We start from the raw sequence: 17,395 nt of genomic DNA on the forward strand, positions 1-17,395 counted from the left end.
TTAGAAGAAATAAGAAAGAATTCGATGGCAAAAAAGTTTAGAGAATATAAGCACTTAGACTTGGTACAAGTCTCAAAAGAAACGTTAGAAGAATGGAAACAAAATAATGTTTTCGAAAAAAGTATTTCTACGCGTGATGGAAATCCATCTTTTGTGTTCTATGAAGGTCCTCCTTCTGCAAACGGAAAGCCAGGGATTCACCACGTTTTAGCACGTTCTATCAAAGATATATTTTGTCGTTACCAAACTTTGAAAGGAAAACAAGTTTTCCGTAAAGCGGGTTGGGATACGCACGGTTTACCAGTAGAGTTGGGAACTGAGAAAGAATTAGGAATTACCAAAGAAGATATTGGAACTGAAATTTCAATTGAAGAATATAACGAAGCTTGTAAACGTACAGTAATGCGTTACACTGATTTGTGGAATGATTTGACTGAAAAAATGGGTTATTGGGTAGATATGGAAGATCCATATATCACGTATAAACCAAAATATATGGAGTCTGTTTGGTGGTTGTTGAAACAAATTTATAACAAAGATTTATTGTACAAAGGTTATACAATTCAACCATATTCTCCGAAAGCTGGTACAGGTTTATCTTCGCACGAGTTAAATCAACCAGGAACTTATCAAGATGTTACGGATACAACGATTGTTGCTCAATTTAAAGTAAAGAAAGATTCTACAGATTTATTCAATAATTTTGATGGAGATGTGTATTTCTTAGCTTGGACAACAACACCTTGGACGTTGCCATCAAATACAGCGTTAACAGTTGGTCCAAATATCGATTATGTTGTAGTTGAAACATTCAATCAATATACATTCGAACCAATTCGCGTAATTTTAGGAAAACCATTGGTTTCTAAACAATTCGGTAAACCATATTTCTTAGCAGAAACAGAAGAAGATTTCAAAGTTTATGCGGCAGGAAATAAGACAATTCCATACAGAATTGTAGGAGAATACAAAGGTGCTGATTTAGTTGGAACTCGTTATGAACAATTATTACCTTGGGCGTTGCCTTACGAAAATGCAGAGAATGCTTTCCAAGTAATTCCTGGAGATTTCGTAACAACAGAAGATGGTACAGGTATCGTACATACTGCGCCTACTTTTGGTGCGGATGATGCGCGTGTTGCAAAAGATGCTGGCGTTCCTCCAATGTTGGTATTAGATACGCATGGAAATGCTGTTCCTTTGGTCGATTTACAAGGTCGTTTTGTGACTGATTTACCAGAAGGTTACGGAGGTAAATATGTGAAAAATGAATATTACGATGATGGAACTGCTCCTGAAAAATCGGTTGATGTCGAAATCGCGATTTTATTGAAAGAGCAAAACAAAGCCTTCAAAGTAGAGAAATATAAACACAGTTATCCACATTGTTGGAGAACAGACAAACCGATTTTATACTATCCATTAGATTCTTGGTTCATCAAAGTGACGGATGTAAAAGACCGTATGGTTGAATTGAACAAAGAAATCAATTGGAAACCAAAAGCGACTGGTGAAGGACGTTTCGGAAATTGGTTAGAAAATGCGAACGACTGGAACTTATCTCGTTCTCGTTATTGGGGAATTCCATTGCCAATTTGGAGAACAGAAGAAGGTGACGAAGTAACTGTAATTGGTTCTGTTGAAGAATTAGTTGCTGAAATTGAAAAATCAATTGCGGCAGGCGTAATGACTTCTAATCATTTCCAAAATTTCGAAGTTGGAAATATGACAGAAGAAAACTATGATTTAATCGACTTACACAAAAATGTAGTAGATGAAATTACATTAGTTTCTGAATCAGGAAAACCAATGAAACGCGAAGCGGATTTGATTGACGTTTGGTTTGATTCTGGAGCAATGCCTTATGCGCAAGTTCACTATCCATTCGAAAATAAAGAATTGATTGATAATGGAACAATGTATCCAGCTGATTTTATTGCAGAAGGAGTCGATCAAACACGTGGTTGGTTCTATACATTGCATGCAATCGGAACATTAGTTTTTGATTCGAAAGCATATAAAAATGTAATGTCAAACGGATTGGTATTAGACAAAAATGGTCAAAAAATGTCAAAACGTTTGGGGAATGCTGTCGATCCATTCGATACATTGGCAACTTATGGTCCTGATGCAACACGTTGGTACATGATTGCAAATGCGCAACCTTGGGAAAACTTAAAATTTGATATTGCTGGAGTTGACGAAGTTCGTCGTAAATTCTTCGGAACATTATATAATACCTATTCATTCTTCGCATTATACGCGAATGTAGACGGATTTACATTTGAAGAAGAAGAAATTCCTGTAAATGAAAGAGCTGAATTAGATCAATGGATTATTTCTGAATTGAATACATTAACGAAAAAAGTTGATGCATTTTTAACAGATTATGAACCAACAAAAGCAGCTCGTGCAATTCAAGAATTTGTGATAGATAATTTATCAAACTGGCACGTTCGTCTATCAAGAAGACGTTTCTGGAGAGGTGATTATTCGAAAGATAAAATTGCAGCTTACCAAACATTGTACAAAGTTTTAGAAACGGTTTCAATTTTAGGTTCGCCAATCGCACCATTCTTCATGGATCGTTTGTACAAAGATTTGAACGCAGCTACAGGTAAAAATACAGCAGAATCTGTTCATTTAGCTGATTTCCCAGTTGTAGAGGAATCTTTAATTAAAGCAGAATTAGAAGAACAAACGCATTTAGCACAAACGGCGACAAGTATGATTTTATCACTTCGTAAATTGAGTGATAACAAAGTACGTCAACCATTACAAAAAGTAATGATTCCTGTATTGAATGATACGATGAAAGCTAATTTGGAAGCTGTATCAGAATTATTGAAACAAGAAGTTAACGTTAAAGAAATTCAACTTTTAACAAACGAAGAAGCATCAAGTCTTTTAGTGAAATCTATTAAACCTAATTTCAAGACTTTAGGTCCGAAATATGGAAAAGAAATGAAGGCTATTTCGGCTGCTACAGCAGAATTGACGAATGAAGAAATTGTTAAATTAGAGCAATCAGGTAAAATAGATTTGTTAATTGACAACAAAACATTAACTTTAGATTTAGAAGATTTTGAAATCGCTACAAAAGACATCCCAGGATGGACTGTAGCTTCTAATTCTACATTGACAGTAGCACTTGATTTACAATTGACTGAAGAGTTAATTAATGAAGGTGTTGCACGTGAATTGGTAAATAGAATTCAGAATCTACGTAAAGAAACCGGACTAGAAGTAACCGACAAAATTATACTTAACTTAAAAAATGATGAATCAATCGTAAATGCAGTCGAGCAAAACAAAGATTACATTTGTTCTGAGACATTAGCCGAAGATCTTGTTTTACAGGATCAAGTTGCAAATGGGGCAGAGGTTGAAATTAATGGATTGATGACGCAAATTGCGATTACAAAACTGTAAGCGTATGGCAACAACAGATGAAAAAGTAAGGTACTCTGATGCAGAGTTGGAAGAATTTAGAGCAATAATTCAAGACAAATTAGATCAAGCGATAAAAGATTACGAATTATTGAAAGAAGCTTACACGAACGATAGTAACAATGGTACTGACGATACGTCTCCAACGTTCAAGGCGTTTGAAGAAGGTTCTGAAACCATGTCGAAAGAACAAAATGCACAATTAGCAGCACGACAAGATAAATTTATCCGTGATTTGAAAAATGCATTGTTACGTATTTCGAACAAAACATACGGTATTTGCCGTGTAACAGGAAAATTAATTAATAAAGATCGTTTGAAATTAGTTCCGCATGCAACATTAAGCATCGAAGCTAAAAATATGCAACGTTAATCAAGTATTTTGAAAAAAGTAGTACTCATTACCATTTTGGTTTTAATCATTGACCAAATTTCAAAATTTTACGTAAAAACACACTTTTTTTTAGGTGAAGACGTAGATGTTTTGGGTTGGTTTAAAATAGCATTTGTAGAAAACCCTGGAATGGCATACGGTATGCATTTCGGAGGAGAAACAGGAAAAATAATTTTATCACTTCTACGAATTGCTTTAATCGGAATGATTATCTACTATATTAATGCATGGTCGAAAAAACTAAATAATAATTTCTTTATCATTCCGATTGCGCTTGTTTTGGCAGGCGCAATAGGGAATGTACTTGACGGAATTTTTTATGGCGTTATTTTCGATAAAGGAACTACTTACAATGAAATGTTTCAGGATTGGGTAGGATATCAAGGTGTCGCACAAGCAAACTTTGCTGGTTATTCTGGTTGGTTTACAGGCTGTGTCGTAGATATGCTTTATTTCCCAATTGTGGAGTTCGATTGGCCTTCTTGGATTCCAATTATAGGCGGGCAACATTATAAGTTCTTTCAGCCTGTATTTAATATCGCAGATTCGGCTATTTTTATTGGAGGACTTACTTTGTTCCTTTTCCGTAAAAAAGCCTTTACAACCGAAAATGGTGTAAGATTAAGATTTTAAAAAGATAATCCCTCAGTTCAAGCGCTGAGGGATTTTTTATTATATTTATTTGTATAAGTATTGATTTTTATGAATAGTTGGTTTAATCTTTTGACTGAAAATTGTGACATGAATGATTTAGCTAAATATGTTGCAATCTATCATGTCAAAAGCTGTTCTTATGACGAGAGTTTTATAGATAAAAGTATTTCTTTAGACGATATAATTTCAATCATTAATAAAGATTCTATTGATATTCAAAATGATATTTTAGAAGTATTCGTAGCAATAAAGCAAAATAATACGAATGATTTAATCGTAATATATAATCCTTTTGAACTATTCGAGAATTCCTATGTCTACAAAACAATCTTTAATATTAATGAAGAAATGAAAAATCAACTATTAATCAATTCAGAACAAGTTAAATGAAGGAAGTTTGTTATCGGAGTTTTTTATAGTTACAAAGAAGGTGGAGCGTAATATTCGTATTTATCATCTTTTGTAAAGATTAATTTAGAGTTAAGATCTTGTAACTGTATAATTTTTCCACTCTTTTTTATAATTTTAAACTTTGCAACTTCATTCGTTTTCCGATTTTTCAGTTCTAGAATATTATTTTTTATTTCAACGTCATAATTATTAGCCTGCATTAATATTGTTCTAGAGATAATATCACCATTTTTAATGGATACTACTTTTGATCTATATTCAGTTTCTTCTGGGTAACTATTTATTCTCATAAAAGCTGAGTAATCATTGACTTGTAAAACTATTTCATAAGGAGATTCAGCAGGTAATAACGTGTCTTTTTCTAGTTTCCAAATAAAGTATTCGTTGTTAAAAGTTGGCTCGTATAATTTAGCTTTTGGAGGAGCTGGTAAAGGTGGAACTTTCTTTATTTTAGGTGGTGGTAAAGTTGTTTTCTTTTTTTGTTGGGCGAAAGTGAAACATGAAAGTAAAAGAAATAATGGTAATACTAGTTTTGTAATTTTCATAAGAATTGATTTATATAAAATTACAAAAAATAATAAATAAAAAACTCCTTTCAATTTCTTGAAAGAAGTTCTGTTGTGGTCCCTACTGGATTCGAACCAGTGACCCCCTGCTTGTAAGGCAGGTGCTCTGAACCAACTGAGCTAAGAGACCTTATTTAGAATTTTATTTAAAAGACTTTCTAATGTCTTTATGTGGTCCCTACTGGATTCGAACCAGTGACCCCCTGCTTGTAAGGCAGGTGCTCTGAACCAACTGAGCTAAGAGACCTTATTTAGAATTTTATTTAAAAGACTTTCTATTGTCTTTATGTGGTCCCTACTGGATTCGAACCAGTGACCCCCTGCTTGTAAGGCAGGTGCTCTGAACCAACTGAGCTAAGAGACCTTATTTAGAATTTTATTTAAAAGACTTTCTATTGTCTTTTTGTGGTCCCTACTGGATTCGAACCAGTGACCCCCTGCTTGTAAGGCAGGTGCTCTGAACCAACTGAGCTAAGAGACCTTCGTAATTGGATTGCAAATATAGGGCTGTTTTTGAATAATCCAAATAGTTAAAATGAAAAAAATTAAATAAAATTTAATGTTAGGACTTAACTCTTTTCATTTCAAAGAAATAATTTTTTAGATTTTAAAAAGAAATATTCGTCTTTTTCTTTTTCTCTTCAATTTTAACCCCCTTAAACAGGTAAATAATCCCAATAAATGAGATCGAAATGGTGATGATAGAGAAAATAAATGCCGCGCTTGTTGCTAAAGTTTCATCAAAATTGAATCGATGTGCAGCGTACATAAATACAGCTTCTCTAATCCCAAATCCACTAAAAGAGATAATCGATAAGATTCCTGAAACTAAAAAGATCAATAAATAAATCCTGAAATTCTCTGGATGAATATTTAATCCTTCCAAAACAAAATATAACATACCGACTTGTATCAATTGTAATACAATCGAATAAATCATCGAGTTATAAAATGTGCGTTTATGAATAGGGAAAATCATTCCTAAAATAAATGGAACAGCTATAAAACCAACCAAAGAAAAGATTAATGAACCATATTGTACCCAAGGATAATCAGTAAGATTTGAGAAAAATATTAGAAAAATGATGATTAACAACATGGCACCAAGTCCAATAATTTTGTCAAGAAAAACCGCCTGCGAAATTTCTTTCAGACTGATTTTATAGTTTTTATTCAACACATAAACTTTGTATGCATCACCGCCAATTCCGCCTGGAACAAAGGTGTTGTAAAACATTCCTAAAAAATACAAACGTGCATTTGATTTGTATGATAAATCGAGGTTAATATCTCTGAAATAATAATCTAATCGGAAAACAGACAAGGCTTGCGAAAGAACATAAAGGATAACAGCAATAAAAATATACGCCCAATTCGCGTTTTTGTAATGACTGAAAATATCAAAAATATGTAGTTTAACAAAGAAGATATAATAGATTAACGCAATACTAATCGTTAATTTAATTCCTGTTATAATATATTTTTTAGTTTTTGGATTCAATTGAAATCTTTTGATAATTAACGCACAAATTTAGAGAATCTTCTAATAACCATTCAAAAAATTATTTATCTACCAATATTTGTCTGATATTATGTAGTTTTGCGATTAAATTAATCGAATCATGCAATCAAAAGTTATTGTAATTACAGGCTCTTCTTCGGGTGTAGGATTGACTTTGGCAAATTATTTTCACGATAAAGGACATCAAGTTTATGGTTTATCAAGAACGGCTAAAGGTCAAGAAAAATTTAAACATATTGCGACAGATGTTTCGGATAAAGAAAATGTAAAACGTAGTTTTCAGCAGATTTTTTCGGAAACTAACAATCAAATAGATGTGTTGATTAACAATGCAGGTATTGGAATGTTAGGAGCTGTGGAAGATGCTTCGAAAGCTGATATCGAGAAATTATTGGACGTTAATGTATACGGACCAATTTATACAATGCAAGAGGTTTTGCCTACAATGCGTGCGCAAAAAAACGGTTATATCCTAAATGTTTCGTCGATTGCGAGTAACAATGGTTTACCGTTTAGAGGTTATTATTCAGCTTCGAAAGCGATGATTGATCGTTTGGTTGAATCGGCTCGTTTAGAAAATCGCCATACAGGAGTAGAGATTGCAACATTGAATTTTGGAGATATCAAAACCAATATTGCAGAAGGTCGTGTGAAAACTTTTGTGTCAAAATTTTATCAAAAAAGATACGATGCAATGGTTGCCGATATCGATAACGAAGTGCAAGATGGTACACCAACAGAAGATTTGATTCCGATTATCGAAAATATTTTGGCTCAGAAGAATTTGAAACCACATTATTATATTGGAAAATCAATGCAAAAATTTTCTGTAACCTTGAAAAATATTTTACCTCAAAAAATGTTCGAAAATATTATTGCAAAATACTCAAAATTAGATTAATCCATGGAAGAAATTATTTGGCATTACAAATCTTTTGATGATTTAACATCGAAAGAGCTATATAAAATAGTGCAATTACGCAACGAAGTTTTTGTAATAGAGCAGGATTGTATTTATCAAGATTGTGATGATAAGGATTTGGTTTGTGGACATCTTTGGGCAACGATTGGTGATGAGGTTGCTGCATATTCTCGAATTGTTCCGAAAGGAACTTCATACGAAAACGAACCGTCTATTGGTCGTGTAATTTCGAATCAAAAGTTTCGTCGTTATGGATTAGGGAAACAATTGATGAGAAATTCGGTTCAAATCATCGAAAATCAATTTAAAACGTCTTCAATCCGAATTTCTGCCCAATCTTATTTGAAAGAGTTTTATTCATCGTTTGGTTTTGAGCAAGTTTCGGAAGAATATTTAGAAGACGATATCCCGCATATCGAAATGTTGAGAAAATGAAATTCTTAAAATACTTCTTTCTTACCTTATTCTCAGCTTTCATTGCATTGGTTTTGGTTGATGTTTATTATTCGAATCAACTCAAAAAGATGGCTTTGTTTAGCGGAGAAGTGCAAGAATGGAATCAAATAAGAGAAGGAAAAACGAATGTTGAATTGGCTATTTTTGGTTCTTCGAGAGCGTTTATTCAAATTAATCCGAATATTTTAGAACAAGATTTAAAACTGACAACGCATAATTTTGGATTAAACGGAAGTAAATTTAAAATGCAATTGTATCGTTTCAATTTGTATTTGAATCATAATCCAAAACCGAAAATAGTTGTTTGGAATTTAGATACTTTTTCGTTTTCACACATTGATGAAGTTTTTCAACCAAATCAATATGCGCCATTTATGTTGTGGAATTTTAAATTGTATGAGGCGTTAAAAGAATATAAAGATACAAAGTTGGTTGATTTTATTGTGCCGCTTTATCGTTACAGAGATCAAACGTATTGGAAAGATCAAATTGCAAGGGCGAAGAAAGAAAAACTGCATAAAGACGGACTTTTTCGTGATGATGGTTTCAAATCATATAACCGAAAATGGAATGTTGATTGGGGGAAAATGAAAAAGAAAAACTCTGATTTTGACTTTTCAGATTATGCTTTGTTAGAAGAATTAATTGCAAAATGTGAACAAGAAAATATTCAGTTAATTTTTACAATTGCACCCGAATTTTATAAAGGTCAAGATTATATGTTGAATAGGGAAGAAGTGATTAATCGTTATCAAACAACATTACAAAAGCATCATCTTCCGTTATTAGATTATTCGACTGATTCGATTAGTTTTGATCAAAAATATTTCTACAACACAACGCACATGAATTACGAAGGTGCGGATGCTTTTACAAAAGAATTAGCAAAAGATTTGAAAAAATATATAAAATAAAACGAACTTTAATAATGAAAAAAATACTATCCTTTTCTTTTCTTTTATTGACATTCGTAACGATGAATGCGCAATCTTTTCAACAAAATATAAAACGTGATTATATAGCCTATACTCAATTTGTTATAGAAAAAAAGTTTGATCAAGCTCTGGAATATACAGATCCAAGAATTTTTGAATTTTATTCAAGGGAACAGTTTAAATCTGCAATGGAAGCTATTTTTGCAACAGAAGGTTTAGAGTTGAAGCTGACTTTACCAAATTCGTTTAAAATTGGTGAGATTAAAAATATAGATAAGATTGATTATGTAAAAATGAATGTAGTTTCTTTTTATGAAATGAAGATAGCTGAAATAGATTTTGATAATGCAGATGAAGAGACTGTTAAATATGTTTTAACTGCGTTAGAAGAAGAATATGGTGATGGAAATGTTGTTTTTGATAAAGAAACTCAATTTTTTAAAGTAACAGATAATTCAGAAGTTATTGGAAGCTCTATAGATAATAAAATGACATGGAAATTTCTTGTAATTGATCCTAATTTGAAATCAATTTTAGGGAAAATAGTTCCAAAAGAAGTCTTAAATTAATAAAAATGCCTTACAAAGCTAGCTTTGTAAGGCATTTTTATTATGAAATATATTATCTAAATTACTTCAACTTCTTTTTCTTTTTTCTGTGTTAAATAAACGCCTGATAAAATCATTCCGAATCCAAATAAATGGATCCATGAGATTTTTTCTCCAACTAAAAATCCCCAAAAAACAGAAACTACAGGCATTAAATAAGTCACCATTGAGGCAAACATCGAACCTGTAGATTGTATCAATCGGTAGAATAGTATCATCGCTAAAGCAGTTCCTAAAAGTCCTAAAATAGCAACAAAACCTAAACTTTTTAATTGTTGTTCTGTTCCTTCGAATACATCAAAAAATCCTGAAATAATTAAAATGAAAATTGAAGGTAATAACCAAATTGTGAATAGAGCCGAGGATAATTGAAATGATGGAACGTCGTTTAAATAGCGTGTTAAGATTAAACTATTCATTCCATAAAGCGCGGTTGCTAATACAATTAATAAACAATGTAAAAGACTATTTTCGCCAGAAAAACCATCGCCACCAATTAATAAAACAGCTCCAATAAATCCGATTATTGCTCCCAAAACTTGATTTTTAGTTCCTTTGATATTGAAAAATAAAGCACCAAAAAGTAAAATAAATAATGGAACTAAAGAATCTAAAATTCCAGCCATTGAACTCGAAACGTGTGTTTGCGCCATTGGAAATAAAAACATTGGAATGAAATTTCCGCAGAAACCAGCCAATGCGACATATTTTAATTTATTTTTCGGAATTTTAAATAGACTTGGAATTCCCCAAATTGCCAAAATTCCTCCTGCAATTGTTAGTCTTAATGCTCCAACTTGATATGGCGTGTACGCGACCAATCCTTGCTTGATGAGAATAAACGAGCTTCCCCAAGTTAGCGCCAAAACGCCAAGGATGATCCAATGTTTTAGTTCGATTTTCATTTTCTAAGTTTGCGCAAAGATGCACATTTCAGATGATTTTATTGAGCTGTTATTTACAAAAACAATCTGTTGTATGGTCATTTACCATTCCGACCGCCTGCATATGCGCATAAATAGTGGTTGAACCAAAGAATTTGAAGCCACGTTTTTTCAAATCTTTTGCAATTTGATCTGAAATTTCTGTTGTTGCAGGAACTTCTTTTATCGAATTCCAATTGTTGATAATTGGTTTTCCATCAACGTATTTCCAGATAAAATCTGAAAAAGAACCAAATTCTTTCTGAATTTCTATAAATAATTTTGCATTATTAATTGCTGACGAAATTTTTCCTCGATGACGAATAATTCCTTCATTTTGGACCAATTCATCAATTTTAGCTTCATCAAATTTGGCTACTTTCTCTACATCAAAATCAGCAAAAGCGTTTCTGAAATTTTCTCGCTTTTTAAGAATTGTAAACCAACTTAATCCAGCTTGAAAAGATTCGAGAATCAAAAATTCGAATAAAATTTTATCATCTTTTACAGGTTTTCCCCATTCATTATCGTGATAATCGATATAATCTTGGTCTTTGTTTACCCAAGCGCAACGTGTTTTTTTCATGGTTTTTTATTGTAAATTCTAAATATTTTTATAAGCCTCTTCAACCGAATAAACGGGTAATTGACACGTATAATTTTCGCAAATATGAATGGAAGTTTTATTTTCGATGAATCGATTTTGAGTGATTTCTAAATTCTCTGTTTTTGAAGCAACAAAAATTGCATTCGGAACATAACATTGTTGAATTTGCTTCGAGAATTCTAATGCATTTTCACCAACAATTACAATTTCTTTGAACGGATAAGCGAAATTTAGATACAACTGAATCCAATTTGCAAAACCAGTTGGATAATCGTGAATTTTTTCTTCGATATTGTTTAACATTTGTTTCGCTTGTTCAATGTATTTTTCGTGATTGAGAATTTTTCCTAATTTAAATAAATTATTTGCCATTACCGAATTTGAAGATGAAATAACATTGTCATAAATTTCAAATGTTTCATTAACCAAAGGCGTGTCGTAATGCGATTTGTACGCAAACATTTTATTTTTGTGATTATAAAATTGATTAAAAACTTCTTCTGTTAAGGTTTGAGCAGTTTCTAAATAATGCATTTCCGAAGTGACTTCATAAAGCTTAATTAATGCTTCAATTATTAACGCATAATCATCCAAAAAACCTGGAATTGTTGTTTGATTATCTTTATAATTTCGGAACAAAATTTCACCATTCCATTGATTTTCTAAAATAAAATTGATTGCATTTTTTGCTAAATCAAGATATTCATCATTTTCAAAAGTGATGTATGCGTCACACAAACCTTTTATGCTTAGCGCATTCCAAGAAGTTAAAATTTTTTCGTCACGATGAGGTTTTATGCGCTTTTCACGAATTGGATTAAGGATTTTTTTCCATTCATTAACTTTGGTTTGAAGTTCTGTTGTTGAAATATTATTTTTCGATGCAAAATCTTCGTCGTCTGTTAATCGCATTAAAATATTATTACCATGTTCCCATTCACCAAATTCATCAACATTATAATATTTTTGAAATAAGTCAAAATCATCTTTCAAAATTGTTTTCAATTCATCCGATTTCCAAACATAATATTTTCCTTCTTCACCTTCAGAATCGGCATCAATAGCAGAATAAAAAACATTTTCAGGCGAAAGCATTTCATCTTTCAACCAATTAATCGTTTCTTCGACAACTGTTTTATATTCTTCTTCTCCAAAAACTTTACATGCATTTGAGTAAAGCGAAAGTAATTGCCCATTATCATATAGCATTTTTTCGAAATGAGGAACTTTCCAATACGGATCAACAGAATAGCGTGAAAAACCGCCTTTTAGTTGATCGCAAATTCCGCCAAAAGCCATTCTGTCCAATGTAATTTTGGTCTGAATCAAACAATGTTCGTTGTTAGTTTGAATTCCATATCGCAAAATAGTTTCCCAAGCATTTGGTAACATAAATTTTGGTGCACGATTAAAACCTCCCCATTCATCATCAAATTGTTGTTGCCAAAATTCGAAAGTTTCATCTATTTTATCTGTTGAAAAAGTTGAAGAAGATTTCAGTTCAATTGTTTCCATTTTATTTAAACCATCTGCAATAGAGTTGACATATTCCATTGTTTTAGCTTGATTGTGATGATATAAATGATTAATGTTTTCTAACAATTCAATCCATTGAACTTTCGGAAAATAAGTTCCGCCATAAAAAGGGCGACCATCAGGCAAAGCAAAAACATTGAGTGGCCAACCGCCAGATTGATGAATTAATTGTGAGACATTCATATACAAAGCATCTAAATCAGGACGTTCTTCGCGATCAATTTTAATGCAAACAAAATTCTCATTCATCACTTTTGCGACTTCATCGTCTTCAAAAGATTGATGTTCCATCACATGACACCAGTGACAAGCAGAATATCCAATTGAAATAAGCAAAGGTTTGTTGACTTTTTTTGCATGATTCAAAACTTCGTCACTCCAACTTTGCCACCAAACAGGATTGTTTTCGTGTTGTTTCAAATATGGACTTGTCGCTGATTTTAGATTATTTTGTTGAAAATTCATGATTCTTGTTTAGAAATTTAAAGTTCGTACAATTTTTGTGGATGAAAAATTATATTTTCGACAAAAATTAAAACACATGAACATTTACGAATACATTTCTATTGGCGCATACATGGCTCTGATGATTGGAATCGGGATTTATTCCTACCGAAAATCAACAAGTAATTCCGAAGATTTTTTGATTGGAGGAAGGAAGATGGGAGCGGCTGTAACGGCGCTTTCTGCTGGTGCTGCTGATATGAGTGGTTGGTTGTTAATGGGTGTTCCTGGAGCAATGTATTTTACAGGTTTGTCGAGTGCTTGGATTGCAATTGGATTGACAACAGGATGTTTTTTGAACTATATTTTTGTCGCACCGCGATTACGAATTTATACAGAAATTGCTCAAAATTCGATTACTTTACCAGTATTTTTTGAAAATCGTTTCAAAGATAAATCTCGATTATTAAGAATTGTTTCATCGATATTAATCTTAGTATTTTTTACATTATACACTTCTGCTGGAATGGTTTCTGGAGGGAAATTATTTGAATCTGCTTTTGGATTAGATTATATGACTGGACTTTGGATGACAAGTTTTGTGGTTGTATTGTATACTTTCTTAGGAGGTTTTTTGGCAGTTAGTTTAACAGATTTCGTGCAAGGAACGATTATGGTTTTGGCTTTGGTTATTGTTCCTATTGTGGCGATTTCTGAAATTGGTGGAGTAGGAGAAACATTTTCGTTGATTAATGATAAAGGCGATAAATATTTGGATTTATTTAAAGGTACAACAACTATTAGTATTTTATCCTTGATGGCTTGGGGATTGGGATATTGTGGACAACCGCATATTTTGGTTCGTTTTATGGCAATTGGAAATCCGAAAGATTTAGCGAAAGCAAGAAATATTGGGATTACTTGGATGATTTTTACAGTTGGTGGAGCACTTTTAGTTGGATTGGTTGGAATTGCATATATGATGAAATTTGATCAAACAACAATGTTGAAATTTGATGGTTCTAAAACAGAAGCAGAAACAATTTTTATTTATTTTTCGCGTGTTTTATTTCATCCATTAGTTGGAGGATTCTTATTATCAGCAATTTTAGCAGCTGTAATGAGTACAATTTCTTCACAATTATTAGTAACATCAAGTTCGTTAACAGAAGATATTTATAAAGCATTTTTGAACAAAAAAGCAACATCGAAACAGTTATTAACAGCAAGCCGTTTATCGGTTTTAATTGTAGCAGTTATCGCAGTTTTATTATCCTTAACACCAAAAGATTCTATTCTAAATTTAGTTGGAAACGCTTGGGCAGGATTTGGATCAGCATTTGGACCAGTGATTGTTTTTTCACTTTTTTGGAAAAAAACTTCTTGGCAAGGTGCATTAGCAGGAATGTTGACAGGTGGAATTGTGGTGTTAACTTGGGTTTATACCAATCATGATTACAAAGATTGGTACGAAATGATTCCAGGGTTTATTTCTTCAGTTATTGCAATTTATGTGGTTTCATTATTAACTCAAAAACCGAATCAAGAGATTGATAAAGAATTTGAGGAAATGAAAGCTGTTTTGAAAGAAAATTAATGCATCCAAAAGAAATAGAAAATATATTAAAGCTAAATCCTTTTGATCGTTATCAATATTTTATTCGAAAAATTGCTGACTGGGAAATTGCTTATACATTGATTTTTCCTGATGGAAATTACGCTATTTCTAAAATTGATGATAAAAAACTATTTCCAATTTGGTCTGCGAAAGAATTTGCTGAATTATCTAAAACAGATGGTTGGGAAAGTTGTAATATTATTGAATTAACTTTTGATGATTTTGAAGAAACTCTTTTCGATTATATTGATGAAAATAATTTATTGCTAAATGTTTTTCCTACAGATAAAACAGGTTTTGTCGTCAGTTTAGAAGAATTCGCTAAAGATTTAAAAGATGAATTAGAACAATATCAATAAAATATAAATAAAAAAGGTAGACAAATGTCTACCTTTTTTATTGCTGAAAATTATCAATTTATTATTCAAAAGTTAAAACTTAAAACATCAACAATTGTTGATAAGTTTCACTTGTAGAGAATAAGGTCAAAAGAGAGATTTGTTTGTATATTTGTAAAGTTTGATTAAAAAATTAGTCAAAATTAAATCAATTTATACGAAAAGATGAACGATATTATTCAATTACTGCCAGATCATGTAGCCAATCAAATTGCCGCAGGAGAAGTTGTACAACGACCAGCTTCTGTGATAAAAGAATTGATTGAAAATGCGGTGGATTCTGGCGCAACTTCTATTCAGGTGATTGTAAAAGATGCTGGAAGAAGCTTGATTCAAGTGATTGATAATGGTTCGGGAATGAGTGTTACAGATGTCCGAATGGCTTTTGAACGTCACGCGACTTCAAAAATCAGAAAGACAGAGGATATTTATAATATTCATACAAAAGGTTTTCGTGGAGAGGCTTTGGCATCGATTGCTGCGGTTGCGCAAGTAGAAACGAAAACGCGTCGAGAAGATGATGAGGTTGGTTCTCAATTGGTGATAGAAGGCGGAGAAGTTCGCAACCAAGATCCTGTTGTTTGTCCAGTCGGAACGTCTATTTCGGTAAAAAATCTTTTCTATAATGTGCCTGCTCGTCGTAATTTCTTAAAATCAAATCAAGTTGAATTTCGTCATATTCAAGATGAGTTTCAACGTGTTTCGATGGCGCACGAAAATATTAGTTTCTTTTTACATCATAATGATGCAGAGGTTTATCATCTGAAAGCTGGAAATTTGAAGCAACGAATTGCTCAAATTTTTGGAAAGAAATTAAGTTCGCAAATTATTTCGGTTGAAGAAGATACAGAAATTGTAAAAGTAAAAGGTTTTGTTGGAAAACCAGATGCAGCAAAAAAATCTCGTGGCGAACAATTTTTCTTTGTGAATAATCGCTTTATTCGTAGTGGATATTTGCATAATGCAATCGTAGACGCTTTCGAGAGTTTGTTGCCAACAGGATATAGTCCTTCTTACTTTTTGTATCTAGAAATTGATCCTTCAAAAATTGATATAAACATTCATCCAACCAAAACAGAAATCAAATTTGAGGATGAAGCGTTGATTTTCACGATTCTTAGAGCGGCTGTAAAACACGCTTTGGGACAATTTAATGTAATTCCTTCGTTAGATTTTGAACAAGATCCAAACTGGGCTTTTATTCCGTCAGCGACAGAAGATACAGAAATTAAAATGCCGGAAATTACGGTAGATTCAAGTTTCAATCCTTTTGAGCATCAACAAACAAGAGCGCCGAAACCGTCTGATATTCGTGCGAATATGGATTTTTATAAAGATGCTGTTGAGTTAGAAATTGAAAATAATCATGCACATCAATTATTTGAATCTGAAGTTCAAGATAGTTTTGAAGTTATTCAATGGATGAATCAATATTTGGTAGTTGAGTATCGTGGCGAATTGTTAATTATTGATCAGCATCGCGCGCATCAAAAAATATTATTCGAAAAATTTATACATTCAAATAATGGAAGTGCTTTGGTGCAACAAATGCTTTTCCCAATAGAATTAGAACTTTCTCCGAATGATCGTCAAAAATTAATTAACGTAGAGCATCAATTGCTAAGTTTTGGTTTTGATATTTCGTTAGATGAAGAAATAATTCAGATAAATGCAATTCCTGTAGATGTACAACAAGAAGATGTTGTCTCTATCTTTATGGATTTTATAGAAGAATTAGAATATCAAGAATCAATTGAATTAGAAAATACGTTTGCAAAAATTTTAGCAAAAAATGCAGCTGTTAAGAAAGGAATTTCGTTAAAATCTGAGCAAATGCAAACTTTGGTAGAAGAATTGCTAAGGTTACCAAATCCAAATTATACGCCGTATGGACGTTCAATTTTTGTGCAGATGAATACGGCTGATATCAAAAAAACATTACAATAAACGA

Annotated in this window: 16 protein-coding genes and 4 tRNA genes; 11 read left to right on the plus strand and 9 right to left on the minus strand. The window is 32.2% G+C overall.

Features of this window, described 5'->3' with window-relative positions; translation table 11 throughout:
- The first annotated feature begins 24 nt into the window (after positions 1 to 24).
- From ileS to N5E64_RS04550, 4 genes are all read left to right on the plus strand, one after another.
- Positions 25 to 3,432 (plus strand): isoleucine--tRNA ligase, encoded by a 3,408-nt coding sequence (gene ileS / locus N5E64_RS04535; protein ID WP_280035988.1) that lies wholly within the window; start codon positions 25 to 27, stop codon positions 3,430 to 3,432.
- Positions 3,433 to 3,436: 4 nt separating this feature from the next.
- Positions 3,437 to 3,823, plus strand: a complete 387-nt coding sequence (locus N5E64_RS04540; RefSeq protein ID WP_038331914.1) for a TraR/DksA C4-type zinc finger protein — start codon at positions 3,437 to 3,439, stop codon at positions 3,821 to 3,823.
- A gap of 9 nt (positions 3,824 to 3,832) precedes the next feature.
- Entirely contained in the window at positions 3,833 to 4,477 is a 645-nt protein-coding gene (locus tag N5E64_RS04545; protein WP_280035989.1) for a lipoprotein signal peptidase, read from the plus strand.
- A gap of 69 nt (positions 4,478 to 4,546) precedes the next feature.
- The gene (locus N5E64_RS04550; protein ID WP_280035991.1) at positions 4,547 to 4,888 is read left to right on the plus strand and encodes a hypothetical protein; all 342 of its coding nucleotides are present in this window, start codon (positions 4,547 to 4,549) and stop codon (positions 4,886 to 4,888) included.
- Positions 4,889 to 4,917: 29 nt separating this feature from the next.
- On the opposite strand, the gene N5E64_RS04555 is transcribed toward N5E64_RS04550, so the two are convergent.
- From N5E64_RS04555 to N5E64_RS04580, 6 genes are all read right to left on the minus strand, one after another.
- Complete coding sequence (locus N5E64_RS04555) at positions 4,918 to 5,454, minus strand: hypothetical protein (protein ID WP_280035993.1); 537 nt, start codon at positions 5,452 to 5,454, stop codon at positions 4,918 to 4,920.
- Between the two features lie 76 nt (positions 5,455 to 5,530).
- A tRNA-Val gene (locus tag N5E64_RS04560) sits at positions 5,531 to 5,605 on the minus strand.
- A gap of 42 nt (positions 5,606 to 5,647) precedes the next feature.
- Positions 5,648 to 5,722, minus strand: a tRNA-Val gene (locus tag N5E64_RS04565).
- Between the two features lie 42 nt (positions 5,723 to 5,764).
- Positions 5,765 to 5,839 (minus strand) — tRNA-Val (locus N5E64_RS04570).
- 42 nt (positions 5,840 to 5,881) lie between these two features.
- Positions 5,882 to 5,956, minus strand: a tRNA-Val gene (locus N5E64_RS04575).
- A 126-nt stretch (positions 5,957 to 6,082) separates the two neighbouring features.
- Positions 6,083 to 6,976, minus strand: coding sequence for a lysylphosphatidylglycerol synthase transmembrane domain-containing protein (locus N5E64_RS04580; RefSeq protein WP_185144070.1), 894 nt, complete (start codon positions 6,974 to 6,976; stop codon positions 6,083 to 6,085).
- 121 nt (positions 6,977 to 7,097) lie between these two features.
- Here N5E64_RS04580 and N5E64_RS04585 point away from each other — a divergent pair, with 121 nt between their 5' ends.
- The 4 genes from N5E64_RS04585 to N5E64_RS04600 are packed head-to-tail and all read left to right on the plus strand — an operon-like array spanning position 7,098 to position 9,879.
- Positions 7,098 to 7,898 (plus strand): SDR family NAD(P)-dependent oxidoreductase, encoded by an 801-nt coding sequence (locus N5E64_RS04585; RefSeq protein WP_280035995.1) that lies wholly within the window; start codon positions 7,098 to 7,100, stop codon positions 7,896 to 7,898.
- Between the two features lie 3 nt (positions 7,899 to 7,901).
- Positions 7,902 to 8,354 carry a GNAT family N-acetyltransferase gene (locus tag N5E64_RS04590; protein WP_280035996.1) on the plus strand — a complete coding sequence of 151 codons (453 nt, stop codon included), beginning with the start codon at positions 7,902 to 7,904 and terminating at the stop codon, positions 8,352 to 8,354.
- A complete protein-coding gene (locus N5E64_RS04595) occupies positions 8,351 to 9,289 on the plus strand; it encodes a hypothetical protein (RefSeq protein ID WP_280035997.1) in 939 nt (312 codons plus the stop codon). Before N5E64_RS04590 ends, N5E64_RS04595 begins: the two co-directional genes overlap by 4 nt.
- A 14-nt stretch (positions 9,290 to 9,303) precedes the next feature.
- Positions 9,304 to 9,879: a hypothetical protein gene (locus tag N5E64_RS04600; RefSeq protein ID WP_125348682.1), complete on the plus strand. Its 576-nt coding sequence runs from the start codon at positions 9,304 to 9,306 to the stop codon at positions 9,877 to 9,879.
- A 56-nt stretch (positions 9,880 to 9,935) separates the two neighbouring features.
- Here N5E64_RS04600 and N5E64_RS04605 read toward each other — a convergent pair whose 3' ends face one another.
- From N5E64_RS04605 to N5E64_RS04615, 3 genes are read right to left on the minus strand one after another with little or no spacing between them, the layout of a single operon-like run.
- Positions 9,936 to 10,823 carry a DMT family transporter gene (locus N5E64_RS04605; protein WP_280035998.1) on the minus strand — a complete coding sequence of 296 codons (888 nt, stop codon included), beginning with the start codon at positions 10,821 to 10,823 and terminating at the stop codon, positions 9,936 to 9,938.
- Positions 10,824 to 10,872: 49 nt separating this feature from the next.
- The gene (locus N5E64_RS04610) at positions 10,873 to 11,427 is read right to left on the minus strand and encodes a DNA-3-methyladenine glycosylase I (protein ID WP_280035999.1); all 555 of its coding nucleotides are present in this window, start codon (positions 11,425 to 11,427) and stop codon (positions 10,873 to 10,875) included.
- A gap of 18 nt (positions 11,428 to 11,445) precedes the next feature.
- Entirely contained in the window at positions 11,446 to 13,449 is a 2,004-nt protein-coding gene (locus N5E64_RS04615; protein WP_280036000.1) for a thioredoxin domain-containing protein, read from the minus strand.
- Between the two features lie 76 nt (positions 13,450 to 13,525).
- Here N5E64_RS04615 and putP point away from each other — a divergent pair, with 76 nt between their 5' ends.
- The 3 genes from putP (at position 13,526) to mutL (ending at position 17,391) form a co-directional block, all read left to right on the plus strand.
- Positions 13,526 to 15,025: a sodium/proline symporter PutP gene (gene putP, locus N5E64_RS04620; RefSeq protein WP_125348690.1), complete on the plus strand. Its 1,500-nt coding sequence runs from the start codon at positions 13,526 to 13,528 to the stop codon at positions 15,023 to 15,025.
- Complete coding sequence (locus N5E64_RS04625) at positions 15,025 to 15,405, plus strand: DUF2750 domain-containing protein (protein ID WP_125348692.1); 381 nt, start codon at positions 15,025 to 15,027, stop codon at positions 15,403 to 15,405. Before putP ends, N5E64_RS04625 begins: the two co-directional genes overlap by 1 nt.
- 204 nt (positions 15,406 to 15,609) lie before the next feature.
- Positions 15,610 to 17,391, plus strand: a complete 1,782-nt coding sequence (mutL, locus tag N5E64_RS04630) for a DNA mismatch repair endonuclease MutL (RefSeq protein WP_280036001.1) — start codon at positions 15,610 to 15,612, stop codon at positions 17,389 to 17,391.
- The last annotated feature ends 4 nt before the right edge of the window (positions 17,392 to 17,395 follow it).

The organism is Empedobacter sp. GD03739 (genome assembly GCF_029843245.1).
Lineage (GTDB): Bacteria > Bacteroidota > Bacteroidia > Flavobacteriales > Weeksellaceae > Empedobacter > Empedobacter falsenii_B.

Excerpts from the sequence above, each read along its gene's own strand:
- ileS (WP_280035988.1), top strand. The coding sequence starts at position 25 with ATGGCAAAAAAGTTTAGAGAATATAAGCACTTAGACTTGGTACAAGTC.
- N5E64_RS04540 (WP_038331914.1), top strand. The coding sequence starts at position 3,437 with ATGGCAACAACAGATGAAAAAGTAAGGTACTCTGATGCAGAGTTGGAA.
- N5E64_RS04550 (WP_280035991.1), top strand. The coding sequence starts at position 4,547 with ATGAATAGTTGGTTTAATCTTTTGACTGAAAATTGTGACATGAATGAT.
- N5E64_RS04555 (WP_280035993.1), bottom strand. The coding sequence starts at position 5,454 with ATGAAAATTACAAAACTAGTATTACCATTATTTCTTTTACTTTCATGT.
- N5E64_RS04585 (WP_280035995.1), top strand. The coding sequence starts at position 7,098 with ATGCAATCAAAAGTTATTGTAATTACAGGCTCTTCTTCGGGTGTAGGA.
- N5E64_RS04590 (WP_280035996.1), top strand. The coding sequence starts at position 7,902 with ATGGAAGAAATTATTTGGCATTACAAATCTTTTGATGATTTAACATCG.
- N5E64_RS04595 (WP_280035997.1), top strand. The coding sequence starts at position 8,351 with ATGAAATTCTTAAAATACTTCTTTCTTACCTTATTCTCAGCTTTCATT.
- N5E64_RS04600 (WP_125348682.1), top strand. The coding sequence starts at position 9,304 with ATGAAAAAAATACTATCCTTTTCTTTTCTTTTATTGACATTCGTAACG.
- N5E64_RS04605 (WP_280035998.1), bottom strand. The coding sequence starts at position 10,823 with ATGAAAATCGAACTAAAACATTGGATCATCCTTGGCGTTTTGGCGCTA.
- N5E64_RS04610 (WP_280035999.1), bottom strand. The coding sequence starts at position 11,427 with ATGAAAAAAACACGTTGCGCTTGGGTAAACAAAGACCAAGATTATATC.
- N5E64_RS04615 (WP_280036000.1), bottom strand. The coding sequence starts at position 13,449 with ATGAATTTTCAACAAAATAATCTAAAATCAGCGACAAGTCCATATTTG.
- putP (WP_125348690.1), top strand. The coding sequence starts at position 13,526 with ATGAACATTTACGAATACATTTCTATTGGCGCATACATGGCTCTGATG.
- N5E64_RS04625 (WP_125348692.1), top strand. The coding sequence starts at position 15,025 with ATGCATCCAAAAGAAATAGAAAATATATTAAAGCTAAATCCTTTTGAT.
- mutL (WP_280036001.1), top strand. The coding sequence starts at position 15,610 with ATGAACGATATTATTCAATTACTGCCAGATCATGTAGCCAATCAAATT.